The sequence below is a fragment of the Paenibacillus macquariensis genome (assembly GCF_900156375.1).
In the GTDB taxonomy this organism is placed as follows: domain Bacteria; phylum Bacillota; class Bacilli; order Paenibacillales; family Paenibacillaceae; genus Paenibacillus_AQ; species Paenibacillus_AQ macquariensis.
On record NZ_FTNK01000009.1, the window covers coordinates 116,312 to 130,727 of the forward strand.

Sequence of the window (14,416 nt, forward strand, 5' to 3'; positions counted from 1 at the left end):
TAAATGTAAGAGTGATAAGAAGCAAAAACTCCAGTACCCTTTCGGTCTGGAGTTTTTGCTTCTTTCTTATTATAGTGCTTCTTTAATCACTTTCTTGTAATAAAAGACGGATAGTATTCCGAAGATGGAGTACAGTGCTGTATACAGTATCATCACTATTATCATCGGTGTCCACAGCTCATTACCAAATAAGAACCCTCCCGACTGAACTGCAAAGTAACTATGAAGTAACCCAACGACCAACGGAATTCCGAAATTAAAAAGTTGTTTCACTTGGATCCCTTTTAACAAATCGCCTTGCGTGAAACCGAGCTTTCTAAGAATGGTATAGTTGGACTTCTCATCTTCACATTCATCCATTTGTTTGAAGTACAGAATACATCCGGATGTAATTAGAAAGGTTAGTCCCAGGAAAGCCACGATAAACATGATCAGTCCCATGTTTTGTTTCTGTTGGGTCATCATTTCAAGTTGAGAATCATAATCCTTATTCTTACTGAAACCCAGTTCGCGGAAAATGTCATCTGCTTTTTTAATATTAGAGCGATCTTTCAAGTCAATTCCGATATAAATCGAGGACTTTTTTTGAATGGATGGATTGATGTCATTCTTCAATCGTTCGAATACCGTTTTGTCTACAATAGCAACGGGTATGCCGCCATCCGTGAAATACCATGAGACAACCGTATCCTTGTTTAAACCAATAAATTGTTGCGGAATGACCTCGTGTTGACCCTTCAATTCAATGGATCCAGTTTTTTTCAGAGACATAAATTTCTGTAGCATATTACTATATCCCGTAAGGAGGGTTTCGTTCGCAGACACCTGAATACCTTCAACGGAATCTTCACTAATCACAGGCAGAGCCACGCTTTTCGTATCTATATTCAATCCTTCCGTGAGTCTATCTATTACGTTCTCCATATTTACATTGACCTGAATGACATCAATCACTGTTTCGGTATACAACATTTTATTGGCGGTTAAGGCTGCTTTGAATTTCGTTGCATCTTGGATATTGGTCATTGCAAAATCTGCTGGGACAGAGGTTTTGGCTGTTTGTTCTGCAGAGTAGTATGAGATGTAACTTAAGGATAATAAACCAATGGCAAGTGCAGATACGGTCGTAATAATGGTTAGCAATACGGCATTCGATTTCATTCGAAACATAATGGAGGAGAGGGACAATACTTCATTAATGTTTAAGTAACCATTTTTATTTTTTCGTATGATATTAAATACGAAACGGACAGACCCCTTATAGAAAAGATACGTTCCAATGATGACGGATGCCAGAATAACGATCATAGCAACAAATAGTTCGTTCATCTTGGTGAAGTCGCCACTAAATAATTTCGATGAAATATAATAGCCTAGTAGGATCAACAGGATGCCAAGTAAGCCGATGATCATTTCAATAAAGGACACTTTTTTCACTTTGCCTTCGGTCACAGAAGTCACTCTGAACAATGAGAGAATACTCTGCCTTTTGATAAACAAATAATTCATCAACATGATAAAGAGATAGATTACGAAGAATACAATCAGTGTCTGAAAGAGTGCTTCATAAGAAAAATGTAGTCTTGCTATACCTTCGACGCCGATCGTTTTAAATAGAGCCATGATAATTAATTTCGAAACAGAAAATCCGAGAAAGATCCCAACCATCAATGATCCGAAATACAGGATGAAGTTCTCAGCGCTCAGGATTCGAAATATTCTGTTCTTGGTCATCCCAATTAATTGAAATAAGCCAATTTCTTTACTACGTCTCTTAATAAAGATGTTATTTGCATATAAAAGAAAGATAGAAACGATAGCCACAAGTAAGACGGATGCTGCTTTAATCGCAGCGGCTCCTTTTACAGACCCTTTGGTAGCATCCATAGAGGGATCGAATTGCAATGTGACGAATGCGAAGTAGAGGGCGGAGCTAAAGATTAAGGCAAATACATACAGGTAATAATTTTTCAGATTCTTCCTCAGATTACGAAACATGAGTTGATTAATACTCATTCTGCACCCCGCCTAACACACCTTGGGTTTTCATAATGTCCTTAAAGAACGTCTGTCTTGTTTCTTCACCTTTATTTAACTGCGTATAGATTTGTCCATCTTTTATAAAGATCACTCGACTGCAATAACTAGCGGCCACCGGATCATGAGTAACCATAACAATCGTTGCTTTTCGTTTCTGATTGAGTTCACTTAGTTTGTTCAACAGGTCGGAGGCGGATTTAGAATCAAGGGCACCCGTCGGTTCATCGGCAAAAATAATGCTAGGTTCGTGAATAAAAGCTCGTGCAGCTGAGGTGCGTTGTTTCTGACCCCCGGAAATTTCATTTGGATATTTATTCTTCAGATCAGCAATCCCCAGTTCAGTCGCTAGAGTCTGGAATCGTTGATCAGCTTCTTTCTTAGGTGTCTTTGTAATCGATAATGGGAGAAGGATATTTTCCTTAACGGTCAGCGTATCTAATAAGTTATATTCCTGAAAAATAAAACCTAAATGATTCTTACGGAATTCAGCCAATTGCTTTTCCTTCATGCCGGAAATCTCTTTGCCTTCAATCTTAATCGAACCATCGCTGATCTTATCTATCGAGGAAAGGACGTTAAGTAATGTCGTCTTTCCTGAACCAGATGCACCCATGATACTAACAAATTCCCCTTCTTCAATGCTCATATCCAGACCACTTAATACAGATTGTTTGTTGAATTTGTTGCCATAACTCTTATGGATTTTAGTTGCTTCTAGAATAACCATCTTGACACACTCCCTTTTGCTTTCTCAATAACCTTAGTATAAAAGGGTTTGCCTTATCTATCCTGCGATTGAGCGAACAAAACAACGAAGCATGTGACATTGTTGTCACACGCTTGTGATACGTACGAATTCATTTTTTTGTGGAAAAGTTAATGTTACGATCGTACCGATTTCAAGTGCTGATTCCACATGGATATGTATGAGTAATGACTGTGCTGCTTTCTTGGCTAAGTATAGCCCCATGCCTGTTGCAGCAGTGTCTTGATGCATGGTTGTGGATGTAAATCCTCTATCAAAAATACGTGATAGATCCTTGGGGTCAATACCGCGCCCACAATCTTTCACTTCAAGGATAGTCTGATCCTCATGCTGATAACTGCTAATCGTGATATCGGAGGCTTGGCTATATTTCACGGCATTTGTTAAGAGTTGACGTAAGATAAAAGCCAGCCATTTGGCATCACTAAGCACTTCTGCTACTTGTATGTCGATATCAAACCCGATGCCTTTGTGGATACACCATGATTGTAACGTCTTAATTTCATCGAAAATAATCACTTCTAAATCGGTAAGTTCAATATACAAATCATTCTCAATAAAGGGTATACGTCTTTGATGGAGCTGTTGGTCAAGCAGGAGATGGATTCGAAGCCACTCATAGGTTAGATGAGTCTTCATGGTCTCGTCGTCTATGCGGTCAATCATTAAATGCATGGCTGTAAGTGGCGTTTTCACTTCATGAATCCAAGCGAGCAAGTCATCTTTCTCTTGCTCTAACGTCATAAGATTATGTGAAGCCGTCTGTCTTAGCAGTTCGGTTTGGTTCGTCATACTGGTTTCAATGATTTGTTCAAAGGGACTTTCGGGTCCTGCTATACTCGTTAAATCAAGATTGTTATCCCGTGCTTCTAGACTTCTATAAAATTTCGTCTCTTTACTGTAGCGAATAACGAAGAAGATCGAAAAAAGGATCATCGATAAAAAGACTAAATAGAGCATGGACTCTAGGGGGATCGTCGGATCAACGAAAGTGACAAATAGGATCAATAGTTGCTGTGCTATAAATAGCATGATCCAGCTGCGTCTTTCCGTGACATACTTTTTAATCATATCCATTTGCCTCTTCGAAAGCCATATAACCTTGTCCAACTTTCGTTTCAATGAAAGATCCTAATCCAATCTCATCAAGTCTCTTTCGTAGACGATTAACGTTGACGGTGAGGGTATTATCACTAACAAAACGTTTGTCATCCCACAAGCTATTGATTAACTCCTCACGGCTTACGATCTTATTTTTCTGCTCGATGAGCATTTTTAATACGAAAATTTCATTCTTCGTCAGTTCAATCGATCCAGTGTCATTGGTGACTATATTTCGTTCATAATCGACCGTTGCACCGCACCATGTCTTGAGCTCGATGACGTCCGTATTGTAATTGTATACGCGTCGAAGTGTCGCTTGTACTTTGGCAATGAGTACATCGAAATGAAAAGGCTTCTGGATATAATCATCTGCCCCAAGCTGCATAGCCATGACGATATCTGTCGGGTGATCACGAGAGGATAAGAATATAATTGGAATGTTTGAATGAGACCGGATCATTCTACACCAATGAAAGCCATCGAATTTAGGCAACTGAATGTCTATAACGACTAAGTCAGGTTTGATTTCTGTGAATTCTTGAATCACTTTACTGAAATCGGAAATCCCATACACATCATAGGACCATTGCGATAATCTATCTTTGATCTCATGAAATAACGTAGTGTCATCTTCAACTAATAGGAGTTTAAACAATTGGGTTCACCACACTTTTAGATTATTTTACAATAATTGTATAGGAAAACCTGTGTGTAAGCTAGGTAAGGTATTGAGAATATGAGAAGAAGTCCATGACTGTCAATTATTAGCGGATATGATCGTTATGATTGTCGAATTGTTGAGAAATTGTATAGAACGTTCTGCTTTAATGGATAAGTATGGAAAAGTCAGAAGGGTTTGTACAAAAGTGATGTTTCATGTTGTTCAATAAAGTGAATTAAAGGGGAGTAAGTGATGAGGAATCAAGATGTAGGTATACAAGTTAGAAGACAAGATTGGGGTAAGAAATTGACCATGCTTATGTTGGCTCTTCTCATAGCTACAGGGCAATGGATGATCGGGTTATCTCCAGCAGAGGCGGCAGTTGAGGCAAGTGGATCCACTTACTTTACCGACACGGATAATTGGGGCGGTGGCGCCGGATCATCCACAGCTGACGATGATATGGATATCAGTATTAAAAATCAAAATAAAACGACAGCGGATAATTACGCCAAGTATCCTGTCGAATTCAAAATCACGAATGTGGATAGGCTTCCGACAAAGAGCGCACAGTTGTTGATTCGTGCGAATGATGTGGATGAGTATATTGAAAAGGTACCGGGGAATGGAGAATGGGATCGTGTCTATTTCTCCTCGAATCCTTCTGATATAGCACTCGGCGCATCGTATACGCCTTGGCAGACAACTTCTACATGGACTAAGAATATTCAAGATTCGAAGGTTGGCGTTAATGGCCAAGATTATATGAAGGAGATTACCGAAGGGGCTTATCTTGGTGCACTCTCGGGTCAGGACTCAAGTTGGAACACGTCCGTTCTGACATTCAAACCAGACGAATGGAAGCGAATTGCATTAGGAGATAATTATGTCGGTGTGTCAATTCATCACTATTATCAAGATACACGCACAGGAACTGGATCCGCTCTAGCAAATACCAATTGGACTATGAAAGTGGACTGGGGCCAGCTTGTAATAGATGGTGGGATTCGCAAGACGGGTGAAATCACCGAAGCGGGCTTGAAGGTTGAGAATGGCAAAGTGACGATCGATACAAGCTTCATTCCTAAAGTGGCGGGTAACAACTTCGCTATGGAAGTAAACGTCATTGAGAAGACGCTTGTGAACGGACAAGTTGTGGAAAGAAACGTCGGTCTGGACAAGAAGTTTTTTGACAAGCCTACAGAAGGCCAAGAGGTAGATTGGAATAAGATTGTCCTTACCGACTCAGGTATCAATCCTTCTAAGGAATATGTAGTTAATATTATTTTGTTTGACGATCGTGGCAACGGGGTGGAACTTGAAAAATATACAAATCCCGGAGAAGCGCAGCATGTTGTTACATTCTCTACGCATGACCCGATTGTAAAGGACATCAGTAAGTCAGGACTGCGTTCAGATCCGACTGAGTTTACTGCGAAGGACTTCAAGGATAAATACTTGATGGTTAATGGGAATGCAGCTAATGGAGATAATCTCGAATCGGTGAAGATCATCACACTTCCTGATCCAACCAAAGGGGTATTGGAGCTTGATGGCAGTCTTGTTACTGCAGGTCAGAAGATCCCGGTTGGCGAGCTAGGTAAATTGGCCTTCGTTCCTGTAACTGGAGGGTTCGATGGTACAATCGATTTCTTATGGAATGGATATAACGGAACGATATTTGCACCAGCAGATGCGAAGGTTACGGTGAATAGTTCCCCAGAAGTGAAGGATATTAGCGTGTTTATGAAGATTGGGGATCCACTGTTCCCATTTACAGGCACGAATGACTTCATACCGAATTATGTAGATCCTGGTAGCGAACCTTTAGCCACCGTGAAGATTGTGACGTTGCCTGATCCGTTAAAGGGTAAGCTAGTCCTTGATGATGGCGCGGGTGGAGTAACAGATGTCACCGTGAATCAATTGATCGACGTTAGTGACCTAACGCACCTGAAATTCATCCCTATTCCAGGTGTAACGGGCGAAGTGACGTTCGAATGGAATGGTTCAGATGGCTTACAGTATGCAGTTAAAGATAAGACGATTACGATTACAATTAATACACCGCCTGTTGTAGGTATTGTCATGAAATCTGGTGTGGAAGGGTCAGCGATCGGATTCGCGGCTAATAATTTTGCGTTGGCGCCAGCCTATACAGACACAGATCTAGATGAACTGACCGAAGTAAGAATCGATCTACCATCAGACTTTGCGCTTAGCGGTAAGCTGGGGTATGCAACGGTAACCGGCACGGTTTATTACAAGCCGGGCGAATCAGTTACACTTAAAGTAGCAGAACTGAATAACTTAGTCTTCGAACCAGCGCTGGGATTGACCCCAGGAATCAATGTAGAATTCCCTTGGGTTGGATCCGACGGTATGCATTTCTCGGACAATCTAGGTAAGGTCATCATTTCATACAAAAAGCTACCGATCGCCGAGCCAAATGTATATAACGAAGAAGAAGGCGTATCATCCATTCTTATCGTTCTTGAAGGAAATAGCAGTGGCACCGTCACTGGGGTGACGTATGATAGCATCGTTACGGACCCGCTGAAGGGTGTTTTAACTCAAGATCCTACGGATCCCAATGGACTAACATGGACTTATATACCTAACATCGACTTTCAATTAGGAACGGACAGCTTCACATATACGGTACGAGACGAGAAGGGTAATGTTAGCGCACCCGTTGAAATTACTATTCACATTAATAAGGCGCTAGATGGATGGGTGGGTAACAAGGGACAAGGTGATCCTACGATTGTGAAAGCCATCCCAGGTCAACCCCTTAAGCTCTCCGCATTAAGTACACAATCAGCGGATGGGGTGACAGCGTTAATCTCTGGTGTAGAAGTGCCCTTAATGTTAATGAATTCGTCAACGTGGGCAACAGACGGATATAAGCAATGGGAGAATATGACGTTCATATTGCCATCTAACACGGCAACAGGACAACATACGGTGTCATTCGTTGCTGTAAATGGAACGGGTGACGTTCTACAGACAGAGTCAGCATCTAAGTTAATTGATAACAACTTCCAAGTTACGGGAGCAAGCCTATCACTTACGGCAAATCCAGAGAAAATAGTAGGCGATGGTCATTCAACAACTGATATAAAAGCTTTGCTGCTTGATGAGAATGGTGTTCCAATTGTAGGTGTTGAAGTTGTCTTTACTGCTCCTGAGGGTAGCTTTGTTGGACCGAACCATGCGGTGACGGATGCGGAAGGTAAAGCAACAGTAACGTATCAGTCTGCATCTAATACGGGTGTAAATGAAAAGGATATTATTATCCTAGCTACGGCCAACGATACAAATTTGGGATTAAATGCGCAGGCGGCTGTTAATATTACGTTCATGCCTGCATCGATTCATGGTGTAATCACGAAGGGTGACACCAATGTACCGGTGGCTGGTGTTGTTGTAAGAGTAACACTTGATCTCGATGGTGATGGTTTGATTACACCAGGAATTGACTTTGATGAGACAGTGATTACAAAGACTGACGGATCGTATGATATCGTTGTTCCGAAGGGCGACGCTGTTTATGAACTAGAAGTACAGCAAACGGTAAATATAGGTGGTGTAGACACGATTATTACCTATAAGCAGACGGCTAAGGTTGATAAGGTTTCTGGGGCCGGAGAAGAGGAATTCGATTCCGAGAAGACAATTACCGGTATCGTGTTATTCAAGCAACCGAGTGGTCAGTCTACCCTGCTTAATAACGATATCGTGAGCAAGTCGATTGTCTATTTGAAGAAATCCGATGGCAGTTATGTATCAAGCAATGGCGTACCAACAGCTTATTCACTGAATCAACAAGGTGTATTTCATGCAGATGGATTAGCACTTGGTGAATACGAACTAGAAGTACGCTACGAGATTGAGCTAGGTAAGCAGATCACGTTTAGTCGCAGTAAGGTAAGCGTTAAGGCTTCCGGGGAAATGAATATCACAGCAGCACTTGTTGATCCATATGGCACGATTACAGATGCTGTAACTCATCTGCCAATCGAAGGTGCTAAGGTAGTTCTTCATTATGCGAATACAGCAAGAAATAAAGCTAAAGGGTTGATACTGGGGGCAGCTGTCACATTGCCAGCACTTGTTGGGTTCGAGCCAAATAACAATGCTAGCCCGGATCAGTTGAGTGACATTCATGGTTTCTATGCCTATATGGTGTATCCAGAAACAGATTATTATGTGGTTGTGACGAAGACTGGCTATCATAACTACACGAGTCCGACATTGTCTGTTGAATGGGCTATTGTTAAACATGATGTGGCGTTATTACCAATCCAAACGTCAGTACCAAGTCCACCACACCATACGGAAGTACCAAGTACGTCGAACGAATCGAATATCTCCCTAAATCTTTCTTTGGATAAGAACAAAGTTAAAGAAGGTGGAGATTCTCAAATTACTGTAACCTACAAGAATGATTCTAATCATCCCATTTCGTCAGGAGAAATAAAAGTAACACTTCCTGCAGGCGTGATAGTTGTAGATCCGGCCGGGGGCACCGTTACGGGTAATACCATAGTATGGAAATTATCGAATTTGGCAACTGGACAAGTAGGTAATTACAAGCTAATTGTGAAATGGCCACTGCTGGACGGAGTAGAGAAAATCTATGATATTTCAGGTGTGTTCACCGCAAATAGTGCAAGTACGGGTGTGAGATCATCTGTAAAAATTAATGTGTTCTCAGATCGCTTCGGCGAGCTTAAACATTATCGATATATTCTAGGTTATCCTGACAAAGAGTTTAAGTTGAACAAATCGATGACTCGTGCAGAGGTTGCTGCGATTGTAGCGAGATTGACCGAGAATGTTGATATTGATTATGCATTGCCTTATAAGGACATTCGTCCAGGACATTGGGCAACGAATTACATTAGAATAGCAACAAAACATGGTTATTTCAGCGGTGGTAAAGATGGTCTATTCCGTCCAGATGCACCGATTACACGTGGAGAACTTGCCTCGGTTATGGCTCGTTTCTTGGAATTGGAGATCAGCAAGCCTACCAAGGCACATTTCTCGGATACTTCAGGACACTGGGCAGGGAATATGATCGAATCCTTGTATAATAGCAAGTTCCTAACCGGATATACGAACGGTACATTTAAACCGGACAATCATATTGTTCGTGTCGAAGCTGTAACGATGATTAACCGGATGTTGTATCGTGGTCCGTTACTAGGACTTACGCCATTATTTCCTGATGTACCCGTGAGTCATTGGGGCTTCGGAGATGTTCAAGAATCGACCGTCTCGCATGAATTCAAGCACAACGTAGATGGAAGTGAGACTTGGGTTCAATCCCTTAGTGACGATATGAAATAGCGTACTATGAATTGAAGAAGGGCCGTTTCATCGCCATGATTGGCACTGAAACGGCTCTTTTTGGTGTGTAGAAATTTATATACTGGGGTCGTTACTCAGGTGTGCGCAGGCATACCTGTTTTAAATAAGTAGAGAAGTTCTCAATATTCATCTGCATATGTCGATTGTTACCTTCGAGTTTGCTCATCATGACGCCGCCCTCCATGATGGAAAGGGTGAAGGTGGCAAGCGCATCAACATCGAGATCTGCTTTGAATTCTCCGCTGTCTATACCTTTAGATATAATCTCTTTCATGGCGTCTAGTGTGCTCTGTAGACCCTCTTGGGCTCGTTGACGTAGGCCTGGATGACTGTCATCGCTCTCAATAGCCGTGTTAAGAAGCGGGCATCCCCCAATAAAAGGTGGGTCATCAACCACATTTTCGTATACGTGTAAATTGGCTAACAGTTTACCGAAGGCTGTTTCCTGCTGATCAATTGCTTGTGTAAAATGGCTCCCCACGATGGTACCGGCATAGTTAAAAGCTTCAAGAGCAATCTCATCCTTACTTGCAAAATGGCGGTAAATACCGCCTTTTTTAATGCCTGTTATCTCTGTTATATCTGATAGGGATGTACCTGAATATCCCTTTTGGTTAAATAGCTCAGCGGCTTTAGCAATAATAAGTGTGCGGGTATTCTCGCCTTTTTGCATTGTCATCCCCCGTTACAATGAATTCTTACAATTATTATATCAAATGAAGTTGTCATATTGAAAAGTATAGCATATAATCAACAAAAAGAGACCGATCGGTATCTTTTTGTTGATGGCAAAGGGGAGGGGGAAAGCAATGAATGCAACATGGTTCAAAGAACCCAAGTATGCTTGGGTTGGGTTAGGATCGCTGTGGATTATAGGGTTTATTGGTGCGTTGACCCGTTTTAGCATGTCGTATTTTCAAGTAAACATATCTGAGGACTTAGACATCAGCAGGGGATTCATTTCGATGGCATGGTCAACGAATGCATTGATTACAGCCCTATGTGCACCTTTAGGGGGTTGGCTTGTAGATCGTTATGGTGCCAAAAAGGTGTTGTTGATAAGTTCAGTCATGGGCACATTGGGTACGGGTATTGTCGTGATAGGGGAACATCCCTCGATCTTCTTCATTGGATACGCCGTGATCTCTGGTCTGGCTGGTATTGGGACGACGACAACGTATTTGTTGATGTTTGAATGGTTCTCGCATCATCGGGCCAAAGCGATGGCGCTACTGACGAGCGCTAACTCTGTAGGTTTAGCGATTACTACTCCAATCTTCGTGTCGCAGAGCTGGCTGACATGGAAGGATGCCTTTTTGACCTCTTTTATCCTGAGTCTGCTTATTTCACTTCCTGTGATTTGGTTGGGTGTTAAGGGTCATCAGCAGAACAGCGCGAAGAAAGATCAAGTGGATGGGTCAATCGAAGTGGAAAATCACAATCACGATAAACAAGAAACAGTTGCTCCATCGCTCAAGAGGGCATCTCATCTGCCGATCTTTTTCTTAGTCGGAATCGCATTATTCACCTGTGGCATCAACATGGGTACCGTCGAGATGAACTTGGTCGCCATCCATCAGTTGGCTAATGTCTCTCCCAGCATGATCGCTCTATCGATGAGTATACTTGGCATCCTAGAAATTGTAGGGTCGGTTACCTTCGGATTCTTACTGGATCGATTCAATAAGTTGGTCATGATGGCTATGTTGTTTGGCATACGCATTATGGGCTTTGCTATCCTCTTTATGCATGTGGGGTGGTCACCGATTCTGTTTGCGATTGCATTCGGCATGACCTATTTAAGCGTAATTCCAGGAGGCATTCTTATCTTCAATGAGTATGCGGAAGGTAAAGGGAAACAAACGGGTTTTCTATTCGTCTTCCATCAGGCAGGTAGTATTATGGGCACATTAATCGGAGGATTATCATTCGATTATTTTAAAAACTATCAGGTTTTAATCGGATTTGATGTCGTGATCTGTATCCTCGTCACATTGGGTTTTGTAGCCTTATTTATTTTTCGAAGACGAAGTCACCGACTTCACAATGTTCATAATGCGAAAGTTTCTGTTTGAGGAATCAAGTTCAGGTGTAACTTCATCTTGCTTATTTACATAATAGTCAATAATTGAAACAAAACTAATCAGCCTCGTTGTCGTACCAATAGATGAACTTATCAAACAACGAGGTGATGACAACATGACGATAAAAAAGGGTGCAATGCTACTTCTACTACTTACAGCTATGCTCTCTTCAGCCCCGATTCATGCGGACACGTTGCCGCAGACTCACGTGAAGGCCATCTATCTCGATGACCACAAGCTTCAACTTGAAGTCGAACCGCTACTCGTAAATGATACGGTGCTCGTTCCGATGCGCGAGCTATTTGAAGCTCAGGGAGCTAAGGTTTCATGGAATAGCGATACCCACACGGTTAAGGCAACCAAGGGAGATATGGTGTTAACCTATCGAATTGGGGAGCGCACAGCCTATAAGAATGGACAACCGCTAATTTTGAATGTTCCAGGCCAAATGAGTGACGGTTATACGATGATGCCACTGCGTTTTGTGAGCGAAGCTCTCGATAGCATTGTGAAGTGGGACGCGAGCACTCGGACGGTTCGAATCTTTTCTTCAGCTACAAATGCATTCGATACAAAGATTCTTTATGGGGTCAATTTGCGAAGCCAACCGGATTCCTCAAATGATTCCATCATCCGGGAAATGCTGCCCGTAGGCGAGAAGGTTCAAGTTATTCAGGAAGTTGACGCGATGTGGTTAGAAGTTCGGACTCGTGACAACAAGACGGGATACATCTCGGCGAAGCCCAAATATAGCGATTACACGAGTGCGTCACTCGCGGATCGTCAAGCCGACGAGTTGATCGCTTACGGTGAGAAGTTCCTGAATAGACCGTACGAATTTGGTGCTGCAACCGATCAGACGCTTACATTTGACTGTTCTTCTTTTGTCAGTCGCTTGTTTAAGGACAAGCTGTCGATCGATCTTCCACGTGTCTCTTATAATCAAGCCAAAGAGGGCAAGCAAGTTGGGATTAACGATTTGCGTAAGGGGGATTTGTTGTTCTTCAGTGCACGAGGACTCGACATTGGCCACGTTGCGATCTATGTAGGGAATAATCGAATGTTACATACGTATTCGAAGGAACTTGGCGTTCATTATGAAACGTTAGATGACAAATGGATGAAACGATTTGTAACAGCACGCAGGTTGTTTTAGGGTAAGCAGATGCATTATACAATTATCCTAAAAAAAGAAGCGTTAGGACAACATCATTGTCCTAGACGCTTCTTTTTTCATGTTGGGTGACAGAATACGCCAAATATTTTTGGTGACGTTCGGAAGATAACATTCTTGCAGCACTAGACTTGGAGTATTCCCCTATTAAAGACCCTTCTGGAATGTGATGCATCAATTGGAGTTAAAATAACCCTCTTAATCGATGGTTATCTTTGCTATTCCAATCATGACCAGTGCGTTGGGCGAGTGAGCGATGGCGGTAACTTCGTATCGGTATTTCCTTTTGCCCCGTTGACCTGGAATTGTGTGAGAAAGATACTTCCGGTGAGGTCGGCATCGCGGATGTCAGCGTCTCGGAAATCAGCACCAATGAGGTCAGCGTATCTTAGGTTCGCGCCTCTGAGGTCAGCGGCAATCAGGTAAGCTCCTCTCAAATTGGCGGCTCTAAGATTGGCTCCTTTGAGGTTGGCCCCAATGAGATCAGCTCCTCGACCGAGATTTTTCTGGCGCCCTGAGGAGTTCTTCTGCTTGCGCTCGGCTTCTGCTCGAACAAGTTCACTGGTCTGTAGGAGTAGTACATTGATTTCTGCTCGGTGTGCTATCATGTCCAGTTCCATGAGGGAATCGGGAGTGAGGCGCGTGAGACGCTCCGTCTCCTCGAACGCTGTGCTCACCTCACTGTGAATCGATCGGGCTGCGTGCAATGTCATGGCTTCACTCAAGTACCAGAGCAACTCATGAAGTTGCCGCATGATCGATAACACATCGAACATTTGCATTGCGGTTCCTGGCGCTTGCCGCCAGTCTTGTCCGCCGTAAGTAACTTGGGAAACCTTTTGCCCTGCTCCGAAGCAGTCAAATACAGTGCAACCTCGAAAACCCTGCTGTCTGAGGGTTGTGTGAATACCGCAGCGGAAGTCGGGTTGCAGGTTGTGGCAGGGTTGACCTGCGTCTTTGTCTATCGCGAAGTCTACTGAAGCTGCGAAGGGTAGCGCGGCACAACACAAGCCGAAGCAGTTCTCGCAGTCAGCCTGCAGACTATGGCGAGGCCAGTCTTGGTAAGATTCTGAATATTCGTGATTCTCAGACAATATGAGTTCTCCTTTTGGCTTCATCGTTATTAATTATTATAGATTAGTGCTGAACATTTCACCTGTCAATATTTGTATATATTTAAGAAGCCACTCCATTCATTTATACGGAGT

9 protein-coding genes are annotated in these 14,416 nt (G+C 42.6%); 3 read left to right on the top strand and 6 right to left on the bottom strand.

The annotated features are described in order from the left end of the window. Positions 1-69 precede the first annotated feature (69 nt). The 4 genes from BW961_RS16840 to BW961_RS16855 all read right to left on the bottom strand — a co-directional run bounded on the left by BW961_RS16840 (position 70) and on the right by BW961_RS16855 (position 4,565). Positions 70-2,016, bottom strand: coding sequence for an ABC transporter permease (locus BW961_RS16840; RefSeq protein WP_068588777.1), 1,947 nt, complete (start codon positions 2,014-2,016; stop codon positions 70-72). Then, positions 2,006-2,767 (bottom strand): ABC transporter ATP-binding protein, encoded by a 762-nt coding sequence (locus BW961_RS16845; RefSeq protein ID WP_068588774.1) that lies wholly within the window; start codon positions 2,765-2,767, stop codon positions 2,006-2,008. The genes BW961_RS16840 and BW961_RS16845 overlap by 11 nt, the downstream gene beginning before the upstream one ends. Before the next feature lie 105 nt (positions 2,768-2,872). Continuing rightward, positions 2,873-3,877 (bottom strand): sensor histidine kinase, encoded by a 1,005-nt coding sequence (locus BW961_RS16850; protein WP_068588772.1) that lies wholly within the window; start codon positions 3,875-3,877, stop codon positions 2,873-2,875. Then, the gene (locus tag BW961_RS16855) at positions 3,870-4,565 is read right to left on the bottom strand and encodes a response regulator transcription factor (RefSeq protein WP_068588768.1); all 696 of its coding nucleotides are present in this window, start codon (positions 4,563-4,565) and stop codon (positions 3,870-3,872) included. The genes BW961_RS16850 and BW961_RS16855 overlap by 8 nt, the downstream gene beginning before the upstream one ends. A 258-nt stretch (positions 4,566-4,823) precedes the next feature. Between BW961_RS16855 and BW961_RS16860 the strand changes: the two genes are divergently transcribed. Beyond that, entirely contained in the window at positions 4,824-9,929 is a 5,106-nt protein-coding gene (locus tag BW961_RS16860) for an S-layer homology domain-containing protein (protein WP_068588766.1), read from the top strand. A 91-nt stretch (positions 9,930-10,020) separates the two neighbouring features. Here BW961_RS16860 and BW961_RS16865 read toward each other — a convergent pair whose 3' ends face one another. Then, positions 10,021-10,623, bottom strand: a complete 603-nt coding sequence (locus tag BW961_RS16865) for a TetR/AcrR family transcriptional regulator (RefSeq protein WP_068588763.1) — start codon at positions 10,621-10,623, stop codon at positions 10,021-10,023. A gap of 136 nt (positions 10,624-10,759) precedes the next feature. On the opposite strand from BW961_RS16865, the gene BW961_RS16870 reads away from it, so the two are divergent. Both BW961_RS16870 and BW961_RS16875 read left to right on the top strand, forming a co-directional pair. Continuing rightward, positions 10,760-12,025: an MFS transporter gene (locus tag BW961_RS16870; protein WP_068588760.1), complete on the top strand. Its 1,266-nt coding sequence runs from the start codon at positions 10,760-10,762 to the stop codon at positions 12,023-12,025. A 124-nt stretch (positions 12,026-12,149) separates the two neighbouring features. Next, complete coding sequence (locus BW961_RS16875) at positions 12,150-13,190, top strand: stalk domain-containing protein (RefSeq protein ID WP_068588757.1); 1,041 nt, start codon at positions 12,150-12,152, stop codon at positions 13,188-13,190. Between the two features lie 245 nt (positions 13,191-13,435). On the opposite strand, the gene BW961_RS16880 is transcribed toward BW961_RS16875, so the two are convergent. Next, positions 13,436-14,302, bottom strand: coding sequence for a pentapeptide repeat-containing protein (locus BW961_RS16880; RefSeq protein WP_068588755.1), 867 nt, complete (start codon positions 14,300-14,302; stop codon positions 13,436-13,438). Positions 14,303-14,416: the final 114 nt, after the last annotated feature.

Excerpts from the sequence above, each read along its gene's own strand:
- BW961_RS16840 (WP_068588777.1), bottom strand. The coding sequence starts at position 2,016 with ATGAGTATTAATCAACTCATGTTTCGTAATCTGAGGAAGAATCTGAAA.
- BW961_RS16845 (WP_068588774.1), bottom strand. The coding sequence starts at position 2,767 with ATGGTTATTCTAGAAGCAACTAAAATCCATAAGAGTTATGGCAACAAA.
- BW961_RS16850 (WP_068588772.1), bottom strand. The coding sequence starts at position 3,877 with ATGATTAAAAAGTATGTCACGGAAAGACGCAGCTGGATCATGCTATTT.
- BW961_RS16860 (WP_068588766.1), top strand. The coding sequence starts at position 4,824 with ATGAGGAATCAAGATGTAGGTATACAAGTTAGAAGACAAGATTGGGGT.
- BW961_RS16865 (WP_068588763.1), bottom strand. The coding sequence starts at position 10,623 with ATGCAAAAAGGCGAGAATACCCGCACACTTATTATTGCTAAAGCCGCT.
- BW961_RS16870 (WP_068588760.1), top strand. The coding sequence starts at position 10,760 with ATGAATGCAACATGGTTCAAAGAACCCAAGTATGCTTGGGTTGGGTTA.
- BW961_RS16875 (WP_068588757.1), top strand. The coding sequence starts at position 12,150 with ATGACGATAAAAAAGGGTGCAATGCTACTTCTACTACTTACAGCTATG.